At 72.7% G+C, this 16,095-nt stretch carries 14 protein-coding genes and 1 pseudogene; 8 read left to right on the plus strand and 7 right to left on the minus strand.

Annotation, left to right across the window (positions count from 1 at the left end; all coding sequences use genetic code 11):
- Positions 1-46: 46 nt before the first annotated feature.
- Positions 47-367 carry a TetR-like C-terminal domain-containing protein gene (locus WMI84_RS11075; protein ID WP_347353128.1) on the minus strand — a complete coding sequence of 107 codons (321 nt, stop codon included), beginning with the start codon at positions 365-367 and terminating at the stop codon, positions 47-49.
- Positions 368-553: 186 nt separating this feature from the next.
- Positions 554-1,363, minus strand: coding sequence for an enoyl-CoA hydratase/isomerase family protein (locus WMI84_RS11080; RefSeq protein WP_347353104.1), 810 nt, complete (start codon positions 1,361-1,363; stop codon positions 554-556).
- 195 nt (positions 1,364-1,558) lie between these two features.
- Here WMI84_RS11080 and WMI84_RS11085 point away from each other — a divergent pair, with 195 nt between their 5' ends.
- Positions 1,559-3,784 carry an NADP-dependent isocitrate dehydrogenase gene (locus tag WMI84_RS11085; RefSeq protein ID WP_347353106.1) on the plus strand — a complete coding sequence of 742 codons (2,226 nt, stop codon included), beginning with the start codon at positions 1,559-1,561 and terminating at the stop codon, positions 3,782-3,784.
- 153 nt (positions 3,785-3,937) lie between these two features.
- Here the strand turns inward: WMI84_RS11085 and WMI84_RS11090 are convergent, their stop codons facing one another.
- The 4 genes from WMI84_RS11090 to glsA form a co-directional block, all read right to left on the minus strand.
- Entirely contained in the window at positions 3,938-4,747 is an 810-nt protein-coding gene (locus WMI84_RS11090) for a PIG-L family deacetylase (protein ID WP_347353108.1), read from the minus strand.
- Between the two features lie 116 nt (positions 4,748-4,863).
- Positions 4,864-7,638: a type I DNA topoisomerase gene (gene topA / locus WMI84_RS11095; protein WP_347353110.1), complete on the minus strand. Its 2,775-nt coding sequence runs from the start codon at positions 7,636-7,638 to the stop codon at positions 4,864-4,866.
- 83 nt (positions 7,639-7,721) lie between these two features.
- Positions 7,722-8,459: a hypothetical protein gene (locus tag WMI84_RS11100; RefSeq protein ID WP_347353112.1), complete on the minus strand. Its 738-nt coding sequence runs from the start codon at positions 8,457-8,459 to the stop codon at positions 7,722-7,724.
- Positions 8,460-8,582: 123 nt separating this feature from the next.
- On the minus strand, positions 8,583-9,605 hold the full coding sequence (gene glsA, locus WMI84_RS11105) for a glutaminase A (RefSeq protein ID WP_347353114.1): 1,023 nt from the start codon (positions 9,603-9,605) through the stop codon (positions 8,583-8,585).
- A 296-nt stretch (positions 9,606-9,901) separates the two neighbouring features.
- Between glsA and WMI84_RS11110 the strand changes: the two genes are divergently transcribed.
- From WMI84_RS11110 to WMI84_RS11120, 3 genes are all read left to right on the plus strand, one after another.
- Positions 9,902-10,333: a DUF6325 family protein gene (locus WMI84_RS11110; RefSeq protein WP_347353115.1), complete on the plus strand. Its 432-nt coding sequence runs from the start codon at positions 9,902-9,904 to the stop codon at positions 10,331-10,333.
- Positions 10,334-10,442: 109 nt separating this feature from the next.
- Complete coding sequence (locus tag WMI84_RS11115; RefSeq protein WP_347353117.1) at positions 10,443-10,745, plus strand: SHOCT domain-containing protein; 303 nt, start codon at positions 10,443-10,445, stop codon at positions 10,743-10,745.
- 123 nt (positions 10,746-10,868) lie between these two features.
- The gene (locus WMI84_RS11120) at positions 10,869-11,960 is read left to right on the plus strand and encodes a trypsin-like peptidase domain-containing protein (RefSeq protein WP_347353119.1); all 1,092 of its coding nucleotides are present in this window, start codon (positions 10,869-10,871) and stop codon (positions 11,958-11,960) included.
- 77 nt (positions 11,961-12,037) lie between these two features.
- Here WMI84_RS11120 and WMI84_RS11125 read toward each other — a convergent pair whose 3' ends face one another.
- A complete protein-coding gene (locus WMI84_RS11125; protein ID WP_347353121.1) occupies positions 12,038-12,589 on the minus strand; it encodes a DUF308 domain-containing protein in 552 nt (183 codons plus the stop codon).
- A gap of 162 nt (positions 12,590-12,751) precedes the next feature.
- On the opposite strand from WMI84_RS11125, the gene WMI84_RS11130 reads away from it, so the two are divergent.
- From WMI84_RS11130 to WMI84_RS11145, 4 genes and pseudogenes are all read left to right on the plus strand, one after another.
- Positions 12,752-13,549 carry a class III extradiol ring-cleavage dioxygenase gene (locus WMI84_RS11130; protein ID WP_347353123.1) on the plus strand — a complete coding sequence of 266 codons (798 nt, stop codon included), beginning with the start codon at positions 12,752-12,754 and terminating at the stop codon, positions 13,547-13,549.
- A gap of 261 nt (positions 13,550-13,810) precedes the next feature.
- Entirely contained in the window at positions 13,811-15,058 is a 1,248-nt protein-coding gene (locus WMI84_RS11135) for a toxic anion resistance protein (RefSeq protein WP_347353124.1), read from the plus strand.
- A 78-nt stretch (positions 15,059-15,136) separates the two neighbouring features.
- On the plus strand, positions 15,137-15,709 hold the full coding sequence (locus WMI84_RS11140; protein WP_347353126.1) for a hypothetical protein: 573 nt from the start codon (positions 15,137-15,139) through the stop codon (positions 15,707-15,709).
- Between the two features lie 141 nt (positions 15,710-15,850).
- A pseudogene (locus WMI84_RS11145) lies at positions 15,851-16,095 on the plus strand (AAA family ATPase); the annotation flags it as partial.

The following is a 16,095-nucleotide window of genomic DNA, read 5'->3' on the forward strand; positions in this document are numbered from 1 at the left end:
GTCGCCTCACGTCGCGTGAGGGTCAAGTGCCTTCACCGTATGCCGCTCAGCCGGCTCCCCGGGTGGCGCTGCTGGTGACCCGGCTGCTGCGGCTGCCTCCTGCGCCGGGCGACCGTGCCGGCTGGACCGGGCTGGCGGCCTGCCGGTCAGCCGGAGTGCTCGCGGTCGGCCTTGGCGGCCAGCAGGGCAGGAAGATGTCGTCGACGATCTCGGTCAGGGTGCTGTCAGGGACGGGTTCGCTGGTCAGCAGCGCTTCGTAGCGGATCAGGGTGACCGGCAGGGCGATGACCCGCGGGCTCAGCCCGGCCAGGGTGCATTCCCCGCGGTCGGCGGCTCGCTGCAGGATGGTGGTCATCGTCCGGTCCATGATGCCGAGGAACTCCGGCGGCAAGGTACCAGGACCCGACAGTCGTCGCGCGCCCGGCCCGGCGCCCGAGCACCCACCCCCCGTCCGAGGTCGGCGCCGCCGGGCACCCAGCCACCCGACACCCAGCCACCCGGGGACCGACACGTCGCCACGAGCCGCGACTGGGCGGCATACCGGCCGGCGGGGCTACCGCGCGGACGGGAAGGCGGGCGCGCGCTTCTCGCGCAGCGCCGTGTACCCCTCCACGACGTCGGGCGACATGAAGCCGAGCATCTCGTAGGCGGCCGACTGGTCGAAGATCGGGCCGGCCTGCCGGACCCAGCCGTTCAGCGCCCGCTTGGTCCAGCGGATCGCCTGCTGCGGCCCGGTGGCCAGCGCCGCGGCGACGCGCAGCGCCTCGGGGAGCACCTCGTCGCGGGGAACAGCCTTGCTCACCAACCCGATCCGCTCCGCCTCCGCCCCGGTGAGCATCTCCCCCGTGAGCAGGTAGTAGCGCGACTTCGCCATGCCCACGAGCAGCGGCCAGATGATGGCGGCGTGGTCGCCCGCGGCGACGCCGAGCCTGATGTGCCCGTCGCCGATCCTGGCGTCCTCGGCGGCGATCGAGATGTCGGCCAGCAGCGCGACCACCGTGCCGGCGCCGACCGCCACGCCGTTGATGGCCGAGACGACCGGCTTCTCGCAGTCCGTGATGCCGTAGACGATCTCGCTCATCTCGCGCAGCAGGTGCGCGACGCGTTCGTGGTCGCCGGCGAGCCGCTCGACCATGGCGAGGTCACCGCCGGCGCTGAACGCCCGACCCGCCCCGGTGACGACCACCACCCGGGTCAGGGGGTCGGCCGAGACGTCGCGCCACAGCCGGGCCAGCTCGGCGTGCATCTGCTCGTCGGTCGCGTTGTACTTCTCCGGGCGGTTCATCGTGACCAGCAGCACACCGGGCTCGTGGCGCGCGAAGGTCAGCCGCCCGTAGTCGTCGTAGGTCCCGTCGTGGGCCATGGTTCGCCTCCTGGGGGGTGGATGGGCGGGCAACAGTGCGGTCGTGCAGTCCGATGATGCCGTCACGTCCGTGCTGGCGTGGCCCCGCCCACCTCGGCAGGATGGGACCGTCGCCCCCCGCGACGCCCAGATCCGATATCTTGACATCAAGATTCATATCAAGATTCCTTGTCGGACCCTCGAAATGGAGCACCGGTGACTGACTCGACCATCATCTACACCCACACGGACGAGGCCCCTGCGCTCGCGACCGCGTCGCTGCTGCCGATCGTGTCGGCGTTCGCGAGGCAGGCGGGCGTCGCGATGGACACGCGCGACATCTCGCTCGCCGGACGGATCATCGCCGGCTTCCCCGAGGCGCTGCGCCCCGGGCAGCGGACCGCCGACGCGCTGGCCGAGCTCGGCGCGCTCGCCAAGCGGCCCGAGGCCAACATCATCAAGCTGCCCAACATCTCCGCCTCGATCCCCCAGCTCAAGGCCGCGATCGCCGAGCTGCAGGCCAAGGGCTACGCCCTGCCCGACTACCCCGACGACCCGCAGACCGACGCCGAGAAGGCCACGCGAGCGGCATACGACAAGGTCAAGGGCTCTGCGGTCAACCCCGTTCTGCGCGAAGGGAACTCGGACCGGCGCGCCCCCGCGTCGGTCAAGAGCTACGCCCGGAAGCACCCGCACTCGATGGGCGCGTGGAGCAGCGACAGCAGGACCAACGTCGCGACCATGGACGCCGGCGACTTCCGCCACGAGGAGCAGTCGGTCGTCATCGGGCACGGCGGCGCGCTGCGCGTCGAGCACGTGGCCCCGGACGGCACGACGACCGTCCTGAAGGAGACGATCCCGGTGCTGGCCGGTGAGATCGTCGACGCGACCGTCATGCACGTGGCCGCGCTCGAGGAGTTCCTCGCCGCCCAGATCGCGCGCGCCAAGGACGAGGGCGTCCTGTTCTCGGTCCACCTCAAGGCCACCATGATGAAGGTGTCCGACCCGATCATCTTCGGGCACGTCGTGCGCGCCTTCTTCCCGGCGCTCTTCGAGTCGTATGCCGCCGAGCTGGCCTCCGTCGGCGCCAACCCCAACGACGGGCTGGGTGCGATGCTGCGCGCCGTCGAGGGCCTGCCCGAGGACCAGCGCGCGGCCGTAGAGGCCGCGATCCAGCAGGGCTTCGCCGACGGCCCGGCCCTGGCGATGGTCGACTCCGACCGGGGCATCACCAACCTGCACGTGCCCAGCGACGTCATCGTCGACGCCTCGATGCCGGCGATGATCCGCACCTCGGGCCACATGTGGGACGCGCAGGGCAACCAGGCCGACACCCTCGCGGTGCTGCCCGACAGCTCCTATGCCGGGGTCTACCAGGTGGTCATCGACGACTGCCGCGCCCACGGCGCGTTCGACCCGGCCACGATGGGCTCGGTGCCCAACGTCGGGCTCATGGCCCAGAAGGCGGAGGAGTACGGCAGCCACGACAAGACGTTCGAGATCGCCGGTCCCGGTGTGGTACGGGTCCTCGACGAGTCGGGTGCGGTGCTCATGGAGCACCCGGTCGACACCGGGGACATCTGGCGGGCCTGCCAGGCCAAGGACGTCCCGATCCGCGACTGGGTGTCCCTCGCGGTGCGCCGCGCCCGGGCGACCGGCGCACCGGCCGTGTTCTGGCTCGACGAGACCCGCGCGCACGACCGCAACATCCGGGCCAAGGTGCGCGCGTACCTGCAGGACGAGGACACCGACGGCCTGACCATCGAGGTCCTCTCGCCGGTCGAGGCCACGAAGTACTCGCTCGAGCGCATCCGCAAGGGCGAGGACACCATCTCGGTGACCGGCAACGTGCTGCGCGACTACCTGACCGACCTGTTCCCGATCCTCGAGCTCGGCACCTCGGCCAAGATGCTCTCGGTCGTGCCGCTGCTCGGCGGTGGTGGCCTGTTCGAGACCGGCGCCGGCGGCTCGGCCCCCAAGCACGTCCAGCAGCTGCTCAAGGAGGACTACCTGCGCTGGGACAGCCTCGGCGAGTTCCTCGCCCTGGCGGTCAGCTTCGAGCAGTACGCGAAGGCCACCGGCAACGCGCGCGCCCAGGTGCTCGCCGACACGCTCGACCGGGCGACCGGCACCTTCCTGGACGAGAACAAGTCCCCGGCCCGCAGGGTCGGCGGGATCGACAACCGGGGCAGCCACTTCTACCTGGCGCTGTACTGGGCCCGGGAGCTGGCCGGGCAGGGCGACGACGCCGGGCTGGCCGAGACCTTCGCGCCCGTGGCAGCGGCCCTGACCGAGCAGGAGGCCACGATCGCCCAGGAGCTGCTCGACGTGCAGGGCAAGCCGGTCGACCTCGGCGGCTACTACTTCGCCGACCCGGCGCAGGTGGCCGCGGTGATGCGTCCGTCGGCGACCCTGAACGGGATCATCGACGCCCTGCCCTGACACACCCAACCCAACCCCATCGAGAGTGCACGAATCCGGCTCGAGAGTGCACGAATCCGGCTCGAGAGTGCACAACTGCCGCACTCTCGATGAGGACTGCTGCACCCTCGATCAGGAGTACTGCACTCTCGATGAGAACTGCTGCACTCTCGATCAGGAGTGATTCGGGTCGGTGTCGAGGAACCAGCCCACCACCATCCCAGCGGGCCGGCCCGGCTCGATGTAGTACTCCCAGCCGAACTGCTCCCGGAAGGCCGCGGCCGGGATCGCGAGCATCATCCCGACGTCACTCGTCTGGCTGGCGTGGGCCTGCAGCGCGCGCCGCTTGACCTCGATCCAGTCGCGCAGGTCGCAGGCCCAGTGCAGCTCCACCTCGGGCGTGCCCATCGGGTTGCCGTCGTCCATCGGCCTGGTCGGGTCCCAGTCGCCCACCGGCAGACCCGCCGCCCGGGCCGCCGCGATGCCGCGCACCGCGGCGTCGCGGTTCATCGTGCCCTCCAGGTAGCGCGGCGTCCCCGCGAGCTCGGCCGCCCGCTTGGTCACCCGGTGCGTCTGGACGTGGTCGGGGTGCCCGTAGCCGCCGTGCCAGTCGTAGCCGACGACGACGTCGGCCGCCTCGTCGCGCAGCACCCCGGCCAGCCGCTGCGCGGCCTGCTCGACGTCGGCGCGCACGAACGCCCCCTCGTGCTCGTTCTGCGGCCAGCCGGTCATCCCCGAGTCGGCGTAGCCGAGCCACACGAGCCGGTGCGTGCCGATCGCCGCCGCCGACGCCTCCGCCTCCCGCCGCCGACGCAGCACGACGGTCTCACCCTCCGCGAGGTCGTCGGGGGGCTGGCCGTGGTCGCCGTTCGTCGCGAGCACGAGCACGACCCGGTGTCCCTCCTGCACCGCGCGTGCCATGGAGCACGCGGACTGCGAGGCCTCGTCGTCGGGATGGGCGTGCACGAAGACGATCGTCGACATTGCTCCACCCTCTCACCCGGCCACCCCGGCAACGGGGCGGATGCGCGCAAGCCGGCTGGGCGGCATACCCCCGACAGCCGGGTGGATGCCGCCCAGCCCGCTTGCGTGCCGGACGCCTACGAGCGCTTGGCCGCCGTCTTCTTCGTGGCCGACCTGGCCGTCTTCCGGGTCGTGCGCTTGCGGGTCGTCGGGCCCTTGGCACGCTTCTCGGCGAGCAGCTCGAAGCCGCGTTCCGGGGTGATCGTCGCCGGGTCGTCGTCCTTGCGCAGGGTCGCGTTGGTCTCGCCGTCGGTGACGTAGGGGCCGAAACGGCCGTCCTTGACGACGACCGGCTTGCCGCTGACGGGGTCGGCGCCCAGCTCCTTCAGCGGGGCGGCCGCCGCGGCGCGGCCGCGCGTCTTCGGCTGGGCGTAGATCGCGAGCGCCTCCTCGAGCGTGATGTCGAACAGCTGCTGCTCCGAGGCGAGCGAACGCGAGTCCGTGCCCTTCTTCAGGTACGGCCCGTAGCGGCCGTTCTGGGCGGTGATCTCGACGCCCTCCGGGTCGGCGCCCAGGACCCGGGGCAGGCTGAGCAGCCGCAGCGCCGTGTCGAGGTCGATGGTGGCCAGGTCCATGTCCTTGAAGAGCGAGGCGGTGCGCGGCTTGGGCTTGGCGGTCTTCCGGCCGCGGGCCTTCGGGGCGCCCTCGGCCGGCACCGGCTCCTCGGGCAGCACCTCGCTGACGTACGGGCCGTAGCGGCCCGCCTTCGCGACGATCTCGTGGCCGGTGGCCGGGTCGCGGCCGAGGACGCGCCCGTCGTCGGCCGCCCGGGCGAGCAGCTCCCGGGCCATCTCCGGCGTCATCTCGTCCGGCGGGATGTCGTCGTTGAGCGTGGCCCGCCGAGGCGCGGCGGAGGGGCTGCCCTCGCCTGCCCCGGTGGAGACGGGCGCGGCGGCCGGGCTCGTCAGAGGTTCGGCCGGCGTCTCCCGGGTGTCCTCCACGTAGGGGCCGTAGCGGCCGACCCGCACGACGACCCCGTCACCGATCGGGATCGTCGAGATCTCCTTGGCGTCGATCTCGCCGAGGTCGTCGACGAGCTCCTTGAGCCCCTCCGCGGTCGAGGCCTGCTCGCCGAAGTAGAAGCGCTTGAGCCAGTCGACCCGGCCGAGCTGGCCATTGGCGATCCGGTCGAGGTCCTCCTCCATCGAGGCGGTGAACTCGTAGTCGACCAGTTCGCCGAAGTGCTCCTCGAGCAGCCGGGTCACCGCGAACGCGAGCCAGGTCGGGATGAGCGCCTGGCCGCGGGTGTAGACGTAGCCACGGTCCTGGATCGTGCCGAGCGTGGCGGCATACGTCGAAGGGCGGCCGATCCCCCTCTCCTCCATGGCCTTGACGAGCGTCGCCTCGGTGTAGCGCGCCGGCGGGGCCGTCTCGTGACCCTCGGCCTCGGCGCGCAGCACCTCCAGCGCGACGCCGGCCGAGAGCTTCGGCAGCCGCCGGTCCTCCTGCGCCGCCTGCGCCCGGGCCGCCGTCTCGTCGTCGCGGCCCTCCTCGTAGGCGGCGAGGAAGCCCTTGAAGGTGATGACCGTGCCGGAGGCGCTGAACTCCACCGTCCGGGCGTCATCCAGACCCGTGTCGACGGCCAGCCGTACGGTCGCGGTCGAGCCGCGGGCGTCGGCCATCTGGGAGGCGATGGTCCGTTTCCAGATCAGGTCGTAGAGCGCGTACTGCTCGCCGGACAGCTCCGCGGCGACCTGGGCGGGGGTGCGGAACCGGTCACCGGCCGGGCGGATCGCCTCGTGCGCCTCCTGGGCGTTCTTGACCTTGCGCTCGTAGCGGCGCGGGGCGTCGGGGACGTACTCGGCGCCGTACAGGTCGCGGGCCTGGCTGCGCGCGGCGGTCAGCGCGGCGTCCGACAGCGTCGTGGAGTCGGTGCGCATGTAGGTGATGTAGCCGCCCTCGTAGAGCCGCTGGGCCACCCGCATCGCGTTCTTCGAGCTCAGCCGCAGCTTGCGGGAGGCCTCCTGCTGGAGGGTCGAGGTGGTGAACGGCGCGTACGGCCGGCGCGTGTACGGCTTCTCGGACACGTCGGTGACCCGGGCGGAGCGGGCGGCGACCGCGGCGGCGACCCGGGTCGCCAGCGCCTCGTCGAGGTGCACGACGCCCTTGCCGGTCAGGCGCCCGTCGTCCGCGAAGTCGCGGCCCGTGGCGACGCGCACCCCGTCGACCGACGCGAGCCGGGCGGTGAACTGCTGGGCTGCGCCCCCGGGGGTGAACTCGCCCGCGACGTCCCAGTAGGTGGCCCGCACGAAGGCCATCCGCTCGCGCTCGCGCTCGACGACCATCCGGGTCGCCACGGACTGCACGCGGCCGGCCGAAAGCCCCTGCCGCACCTTGCGCCAGAGCACCGGGCTGACCTCGTAGCCGTAGAGCCGGTCGAGGATGCGGCGGGTCTCCTGGGCGTCGACCAGGTCGGTGTCCAGCTCGCGGGTGTCGTTGACGGCCCGCTGGATCGCCTCACGGGTGATCTCGTGGAACACCATCCGCCGCACCGGGACCCGCGGCTTGAGCGTCTCGAGCAGGTGCCAGGCGATGGCCTCGCCCTCGCGGTCCTCGTCGGTCGCCAGGAAGAGCTCGGACGAGTCCTTGAGCATCCGCCGCAGCTCGGCGACCTTCTTCTTCTTGTCCGGGTCGACGACGTAGAACGGCGCGAAGTCGTGCTCGACGTCGACGGCGAACTTGCCGAACGGCCCCTTCTTCATCTCCGCGGGGAGCTCGGAGGGGTTGGGCAGGTCCCTGATGTGCCCGACCGACGCCTCGACGTCGAAGTCGCCCCCGAGATACCCCGCGATCGTCTTCGCCTTGGCCGGCGACTCCACGATCACGAGCTTGCGGCCCTTGCCTGCAGCCATCAGCTACCCTGCTCCTCCTGTGTCACGTGCAGCGGATTCGTCGCTGCTCCGACGTGGACGCGCCCTGACCGTAACAGGCCGTGTCAAGCCCGCCCATTCCCGGCGTCCGGGTGCTGGCGTGCCGCGGCCCCCACGCCACGGCGCCAGCGGGTCACGATGACCAGCCCCATCGCGAGCGGACCCAGGATCGTCAGGCTGCGCCAGACGACCAGGGCGGCGACGATGTCCGGCTCCTGCGCGACGCCCGCGATCGTCACCCAGGAGGCCAGCAGAGCGGCATCCAGCACCCCGAACCCGAAGAGCGGCAGGAGGGTCAGGGGGTAGGCGAACAGGAACGCGGAGAGGACGTCGACCGCGGACAGGTCGCCGGCGCCGACCCCGAGGAAGCGCAGCGTGATCAGCACGAGCAGGGCGTCGGCGAGCACCATGCCGACCAGCGCCAGCAGCGACCGGAGCAGGCCCTGCCGGAGGGTGTCCGCGGAGGTGGCCCGCACCCGGACGAGGGCCTGGGCCCAGGCCTCGGGATCGGTGCCCGAGCGGACCGGGCGCACGACCCGGCCGGCGGTCCGGCCGATCCACGCGGCCAGGTGGTCGCCCCGCACGACGAGGGCCAGCCCACCGAGGACGGCGACCGAGACCAGCCCGCTCGCGCCCGTCAGGAGCCACTCGCGGCGCTCCAGTCCCTGGAACCCGACGAGCAGGAGCCCGAGGACGGGCGCGAGGAAGCGCACGCTGTAGAACGTCAGCGTGTTGAGCGTGACCCCGGTCATGCCCATGACGGGGTCGATCCGCCACGAGCGGAACATGGCGATGCGCAGCACGACGTCCGCAGGTGGCGGCGCCGTTCCGGGCCTCGCCGGCGGACGGGTTCGCGGCGGCCACCTGGTCCCGGTGGCCGCCGGTGCCGCCCCGCCCGTCCCGGTCCGGGACCGGCGCCTCACGGGTCATGGCTGCGTGGGTGGCGCCTGGGCGGCGGCCTCCGAGGCGAGGATGTCGAGGCCGAGTCCTCGAGTCAGGAAGCGCGCTGCCAGCTGTCCCCGGACGCTGTTGCCGGCCTCGTCCAGCAGGGGCGAGAACGTGCCGAAGGCCCCCTTGCCGGGGGACACCGTGACGATCCCGCCGCCGATGCCGCTCTTGCCGGGCACCCCGACGTCGAGCAGCCAGTCACCGGAGGTCTCGTACAGCCCGGCGACCGTCATTACCGCCAAGGTGGCCCGAGCGATGTCGGGCTCGACGATCCGGTCCCCGGTGACCGGGTTGACGCCACCGTCGGCGAGGGTCGCACCCATGACCGCGAGGTCGTGCGCGGTCACGCTCAGGCAGCTCTGCCGGGTGTAGAGCTCGGTCGCGGCGGCCGGGTCACCGGGCAGGGCTCCGACGCTGTGCAGCAGGGCCGCCACGGCCCGGTTGCGCAGGTTGGTCCGCAGCGCGGACTCGAGCACCGCCTCGTCCAGCGCGAGCGGGCGCCCGGCGAACCGTGACAACCCGTCGACGATCGCCGCCCACCGCGCCTCCTGCGTGGCCCCGGGCACGAGGCTGGTCGTGGCGATCGCGCCGGAGTTGACCATGGGGTTGGTCCGGCCGGACGGGGCACGGTCGACGGCCTCGACCGAGTTGAACGGCAGGCCGGTGGCGTTGACCCCCACCAGACTGCGCACCTGCGCGATCCCGACGGCCTGGCCGACGAGGGCGAAGACGAACGGCTTGGCCACGCTCATGATGGTGAAGGGAACCGCGGCGTCACCCGCCTCGAGGCAGTTCCCCTCCACCCCGACGACGCTGAGCCCGAACAGGCTCGGGTCCGCCTCGGCAAGGGCCGGGTAGACCAGTGAGACCGCGCCGTCCGGCACCTGCCGGTAGCGGGCGTGGGCCGTCGCGACGAGGTCGGCCACCACGGACGGCGGGGGCAGCCGGCCGGTCGAGACGTGCCGGCCCGGGGGCCGGTCGGCGGGAATCGCGCTCGTCACCTGACCTCCTCGGGAGCCAGTGCGGACCTTGGCCCAATTGTGCCCGGGCGTCCTGCCCGCTCGCACTTGCTCGGGTCGTGTCGCTGCCCGAGCCACGGGCCGGCACCCCCGGCGCGGCCGATCGCTCGCCCGGGGCGCCGGGTGGGGCACTAGGGTTCGGTGTCAAGGCACCTGACGGTGCCCGGCTTTCCGGGGACCTGACCCCGTGCCGGTCGGCGATCCCTTCTCGGACCCGACCGCCGATGTGCCCGCAGAACCACGCCGAACACCAGCCGAACACCAAGGAGCAGCCGCGCATGAACGACCATCCCACGCCGGAGGACCTGCTCGGCCCAGTCGACTTCCTCGTGATCGAGTTCCCCGACGGCAAGCCGAGCGGAGCCGGCTTCGAGTCGGTCCTCGAGCTGAGCCGGAACGACACCATCCGGGTGCTCGACATCGAGTTCGTGCGCCACGACGAGCAGGGCGACCTCGTCGTCCTCGATGCCGCCGAGCTCGGCTCGGACGACCGGCTCGCAGATCTGGCCGGAGCCGGCTCGGGGCTGCTCGACGACGAGGACCTGCACACCCTCGCGAGCCTCGTGGACGCCTCGTCGTCGGCTGCGGTCGTCGTCTACGAGAACTCGTGGACCGCTCGCCTCGCCGCCGACCTGGAGGCCGGTGGCGCCCGCCTCGCGGCGGTCGGCGCCGTCGACGTCGACGACCTCGACGCGGCGGTCGGCGACTGAGCCGAGCCTCCCGTCCGCCGGCCGCCCCGCCCCTCGGCGGCGCGGCGCCGTCGACCAGCACCAGACCAGAACCACACCGCACACCTCCAACGCACGAAGGACGCCAACCATGGGACTGCTCAAGACAGCGGCAAAGGCCGCAGTCGTCACGTCGGTGGCCACCCGCACGCACGCCAGGGTCGCTGCCAAGCAGGAGGCCCGCTGGGCCCAGCAGACCGCCGCACCGGCTCCCGTCGCGGCACCGGCCCCCGTCGCGGCACCGGCCCCCGTCGCCGCACCCCCACCGGCGGCACCCGCCGGCCCGGACACCCAGACGCTGATCGACCAGCTGCGCCAGCTCGGCGAGCTGCGCGACGCGGGCGTGCTGACCGAGGCCGAGTTCGAGGTGAAGAAGGCCCAGATCCTACGCTGAGCACCGACGCGCGCAGGTGACGCCGCGTCAACCGCGCCGAAAGGACTCAGACCGATGCCGGATGCCGCCGGGCCACCGCCGCCCCACGACCCAAGCGGGCGCGCCGACCCACCGGGCCCCGCCGTGACGACCGGCCCGGAAGGCGCGGCGCACCAGGGCGGGCGCGCCAGACCACCCTTCTCCCGTTGGGGGGCAGTCGCCGCGCTGGTCGCGGCCGGCTTCGTCGGCGGCGCGGTGGGCGCCCTCAGCGTCTCGGGCCTGTCCTCGGCCGACGACCGGGTCTGCCGCGGCACCGCGGTGGCCGAGCGCACCCTGCCGTCCGTCGTGACCGTCCTGACGTCGGGGCGGACCGGCGCCGGCAACGGCACCGGTCAGCTGGTCCGGGCGGGCGGGTACATCCTCACCAACGACCACGTCATCTCCTCGGTGGCCCGCAGTGGCGCCCTGGCCGTCCAGTACTCCGACGGCACCCACAGCGAGGCGACGATCGTCGGCCGGGACCCGTCCACGGACCTGGCCGTGCTCAAGGCGGGCGACGAGAGCAAGGGCCGGCCGCTGATCCGGATCGGCTCCTCGAGCTCGCTGCGGATCGGCCAGCCGGTCGTCGCGCTCGGCGCGCCGCTCGGGCTCTCCAGCACCGTCACGACCGGGATCGTCAGCGCCCTGGGGCGCCTCTTGTCGGTCCCGTCCGAGACCGGACCGGCCGCGCACCTCGTCGACGCGATCCAGACCGACGCCGCGATCAACCCCGGCAACAGCGGCGGACCGCTCGTCGACTGCAGCGGGGCGCTCGTCGGGATCAACACGGCCATCGCCGTCGTGCCGACCCCGGAGGGCGGCGGCGGGGGCGGCAGCGTCGGGGTGGGCTTCGCCATCCCGGTCGACCTCGCGCAGCCGATCGCCGAGCAGCTCATCACCTCGGGACGGGCCAGGCACCCGTACCTCGGCCTCAGCGCCCAGCCGCTCCCCGTCGAGAGCGGCAGCGACGTGCCGCCGGGCCTGTTCGTCACCGCGGTCGACCCCGGCGGCCCGGCGGACCAGGCCGGCGTCAGGGCCGGAGACGTCATCGTCGCGGTCGGTGGACAGCCGGCCCAGTCCGTGGAGCAGCTGGTCGTCAAGACCCTGACCCTCCGGCCCGGCGACCCGGTGGCAGTCACGCTCTGGCGCGAGGGCAAGCGCACCGAGACGAAGATCGTGCTCGGCGAGCCCCGCTGAGCCGGCGGTCGCCCGACGAGGCGATCCCCTCGGCGCTGCGCGCCGAGGGGATCGCCTCGTCCCTCACCGGGGACCGGTCACTTGGCGCCCTTCGGGGCCCGCAACCGGCCGACCGTGAGCAGCAGCATGCCCTCGACGAGCGTCTGGATGCCGAGCAGGGTGCCCAGCAGGCTGACCGTGGCGGCAGTGAAGTTGAACAGCACCCACACGCCGAGCACCACGGAGACCGCGCCGGACAGCAGCATGAGCCACCGCCCGTTGCTGGTCTGCACGGCCGTGACCAGGCGGGTGAGGCCGCTGGCGAAGAAGAGCGAGCCGGCCAGCAGCGTCAGGGTGGCGGCGCCGAGGATGGGGTTGCGGACGAGGAACAGCCCGATCACGATCAGGATCGCGCCACCCAGGGCAGCCATGAAGAAGCCGCCCGAACGGATCCGGAAGAGGGCCCCGATGATCTCGAGCACACCGGCGATCAGCGCCGTCCAGCCGATGAACAGCACGGTGAACGCGGTGGCGAACACGACGTTGCTGAGCAGGACGAGCCCGGCCAGGATCACGAGGAGCCCGAGTATCAGGTCCCACGCAGTGCGCCGGTAGGTGACATCGGGTGTCGGGCTGGTCTTCTCGGTCATTGGCCGCTCCCCTTCGCTGACGTGGCCGCACCGTACCGTCGAGCCGCGGCCCGTCCGGCTCGACGCGCCGCACCCACGAGGTCACGGATCGGTGACATCCCCGGCGCGGAATGACTCGGGGCGCGGCGGGGTTGTCCCGGTGTCGACAACTGGAGGTGGGGCATGCCACAGCGCGCTCCCGTCATCTACCTCAGCCACGGCGCACCGCCGCTCGCGGACGACCGGCGCTGGACCGCCGAGCTGGCCGGGTGGGCCGGCGAGCTCGCCAGGCCGAGGAACGTCCTGATCGTCTCGGCGCACTGGGAGGATGCCCCGGTCACGCTCGGCTCGACCACCGGCGCCCCGCTGGTGTACGACTTCTGGGGCTTCCCGCGCCGGTACTACGAGGTCACCTATGACGCCCCGCCCGCCCCGGACCTCGCCGCCGACGTGACCAAGCTGCTGACCGCGCCGGGCCACGCGGCGAGCACGCCGGTCCACCGGGACGAGTCACGCGGGCTCGACCACGGCGCCTACGTCCCGCTCAAGGAGATGTTCCCCGCGGCCGACGTGCCGGTGCTGCAGCTGTCGATGCCCACCCTCGACCCACGCGGCCTGTTCGAGATCGGCCGCCGGCTCGCGCCGCTGCGCGACGCGGGCACGCTCATCGTCGGCTCGGGGTTCACGACCCACAACCTGCGCTGGTTCCGGCCGGCCGACGATGCCGACGCCGCCCCGCCGCAGGCCAGTGCCGAGTTCGACCAGTGGGCGCGCGAGTCCATGGCCGCGCACGACGTGGACGCCCTGCTCGACTTCCTCGCCCGGGCTCCGGCAGCCCGCGAGGCGCATCCGCGCACGGAGCACTTCGCACCGCTGTTCGTCTCGCTCGGCGCCGCGTACCAGTCGGGCGGGCTCGAGAACCGGAGCGTCGTCGAGGGCTTCTGGTTCGGCCTGTCGAAACGATCCTGGCAGTTCGGCTGAGCCCGCCGCGGGAACGCGTCCTCGACCCGGCGCGTTCACCCGGTGTGGGGACTCCCACAGCGTGGCCGCGACCCGGAACCTCCCCTGACTTCGGGCCGCGGTCCATCCACGTCGCCGGCTCTCGCTGGTGCCGGCCCGCCGGCGGGCCGGCGCACCGTAGAGTTGCCGTACGCCCCGTTTCGCCGCCGTATGCGGCGTCGCGGGACCGGGTTGCCGGCACCGTCGGGTGCGGGGTCGGCGGACAAGGGGAAGGACCCACCTATGACCGACCAGCCGACCGCAGCCCAGGCCGCACCCACCCCGCTCGCGCCGCCGGAGGGCTTCACGCTGACGGCGCCCGCGCCGCCGCAGCCCGTGGCCGAGACCGCCGCACCGAAGATGGCGCCGGCGGTCCCCGAGTCCGCCCTCCCGGGCCTCGACGCGAAGGTCGACGGCTACCTCGACTCGCTGCTGAAGGCCGAGCCCCGGTCGCCGCAGTTCGAGGCCAAGGCCGCCGACGTGCGCACCATGGGCAACGACGAGGTCCGCTTCGCCGCCGAGTCGTCCAACCGGATGCTGCGCATGCCGGTCAAGGCCCTCAACGAGGGCTCGCTCTCGCAGGGCTCGAAGGTCGGCAAGACCCTGCTCGACCTGCGCCGCACCGTCGAGGACCTCGACCCCAGCCAGGCCACCGGCGCCAAGAAGCTGCTCGGGATGATCCCGTTCGGCGACCGGGTCACCGACTACTTCCGCAAGTACCAGTCCTCGCAGCAGCACCTCAACGGCATCATCCACTCGCTCCAGTCCGGCCAGGACGAGCTGCAGAAGGACAACGTCGCGCTCAACCTCGAGAAGAAGGCGCTCTGGGAGTCGATGGGCCGGCTCAACCAGTACGTCTACGTCGCCGAGCGGCTCGACGCGAAGCTGTCCGCCGAGATCGCCACCCTCGATGCCACCGACCACGAGAAGGCCGAGGTGCTGCGCCAGGACGTGCTGTTCTACGTCCGGCAGAAGCACCAGGACCTGCTGACCCAGCTCGCCGTCTCGATCCAGAACTACCTCGCGATCGACATCATCATCAAGAACAACATCGAGCTGATCAAGGGTGTCGACCGGGCCACCACGACGACGGTCTCGGCGCTGCGCACCGCGGTCATCGTCGCGCAGGCGCTGAACAACCAGCAGCTGGTCCTCGACCAGATCACCGCCCTGAACACGACGACCTCCGGCCTGATCGAGCGGACCTCCGAGATGCTCAAGAGCAACTCCGCCCGCATCCAGGAGCAGTCGGCGAGCTCGACGATCGGCATCGAGCAGCTGCAGCGGGCCTTCGCCAACATCTACGAGACGATGGACGCGATCGACACCTTCAAGGTCAAGGCCCTGGACTCGATGGCCGCCACGATCGGCACCCTCGAGACCGAGGTCGCCAAGTCGCGCGACTACCTCGAGCGGGTCGCGGCCCACGACCAGCGGCAGGCCTCCGGCGTCGGCGGCGGGGCGCTCGACCTCGGCGGCGCGCGCCGCTGACCCGCCGACCGCAGGGGCGGCCGACCGTACAGCCGGACGACCAAGCCGGGCTGACCTACGACGAAGGGACGAGACAGGGTGGGCATCCGAGCGTGGTTCGGGCGCGGCGAGCCCGAGGCGCCGGTCCCGCCGCGTCCGGGACCGCCGACCGAGGAGCAGCTGCTCGCCGCGCTCGCGCGGGTGGAGCAGCAGGCCCGCGACGGGCAGGTCCCCGGAGTCGTGCTGTCCCGGCTGCTGCGCGTGACCCGGGCCGTGCGCGACACGGTCCCGCGGCTGGCCGACCTCGGCCTCGGCAGCGCCCAGGGCTACAGCGTCATGGCCACGGCCACCGACTACCTGCCGGTCGCGATCGGCAACTACCTGCGGCTGCCCCGCGACTGGGCCGACACGCGCCCCATCGCGGGCGGCAAGAGCTCGGTCATGCTCCTCGTCGACCAGCTCGACCTGCTCGGCGCGACGATGGACAAGGTGTATGACGCCGTGCTGCGTTCCGACGCCGAGGCGATCATCGTGCACGGGCAGTTCCTCGAGCAGAAGTTCGGGGCGGGCTCGGGGGGCGGCTCGCTCGGTCTCGACGCCCCGGACCCGACCCCGCAGACCCTGCCCGGCCAGGCCGGCCCGGTGCCCGGCCGGCTGGCTCCACCGGAGTAGCGCGATGACCCAGACCCACCGGACGCCCCCTGCCCACCGGACGCCTCCGGCCCACCGGACGCCCCCGGCCCACCGGACGACCCCGGCCCACCGGACGCCCCGGAACCACGAGGCGACCCCGGCCCCAGAGGTGACCCCGACATGACGTCGGCGTCCGCCCTGCAGCGCAGCCTGGCCGCGCTCGCCGAGGTGGCCGGCCGGGCCGGTCTCGACCCGACCGCGGCACGTGACGAGGGGCTGCGCGTGGCCGCCGCGCTCGCCGAGTCGGCACCCGGAGCCCCGAGCGAGTGGATCCGGGCAGCCCGCCCGGGCCCGACCGAGCTCGCCGAGACCAACCGGGCGTTCTTCGACGCCGCCGTCGCCGGCCGCCGCTGGCGGGAGCACCC

This window comes from Intrasporangium sp., assembly GCF_039812505.1.
Classification (GTDB): Bacteria; Actinomycetota; Actinomycetes; order Actinomycetales; family Dermatophilaceae; genus Intrasporangium_A.

Coding starts and splice junctions, on each gene's coding strand:
- WMI84_RS11075 (WP_347353128.1), bottom strand. CDS start 367: ATGGACCGGACGATGACCACCATCCTGCAGCGAGCCGCCGACCGCGGG.
- WMI84_RS11080 (WP_347353104.1), bottom strand. CDS start 1,363: ATGGCCCACGACGGGACCTACGACGACTACGGGCGGCTGACCTTCGCG.
- WMI84_RS11090 (WP_347353108.1), bottom strand. CDS start 4,747: ATGTCGACGATCGTCTTCGTGCACGCCCATCCCGACGACGAGGCCTCG.
- topA (WP_347353110.1), bottom strand. CDS start 7,638: ATGGCTGCAGGCAAGGGCCGCAAGCTCGTGATCGTGGAGTCGCCGGCC.
- WMI84_RS11110 (WP_347353115.1), top strand. CDS start 9,902: ATGAACGACCATCCCACGCCGGAGGACCTGCTCGGCCCAGTCGACTTC.
- WMI84_RS11115 (WP_347353117.1), top strand. CDS start 10,443: ATGGGACTGCTCAAGACAGCGGCAAAGGCCGCAGTCGTCACGTCGGTG.
- WMI84_RS11125 (WP_347353121.1), bottom strand. CDS start 12,589: ATGACCGAGAAGACCAGCCCGACACCCGATGTCACCTACCGGCGCACT.
- WMI84_RS11130 (WP_347353123.1), top strand. CDS start 12,752: ATGCCACAGCGCGCTCCCGTCATCTACCTCAGCCACGGCGCACCGCCG.
- WMI84_RS11135 (WP_347353124.1), top strand. CDS start 13,811: ATGACCGACCAGCCGACCGCAGCCCAGGCCGCACCCACCCCGCTCGCG.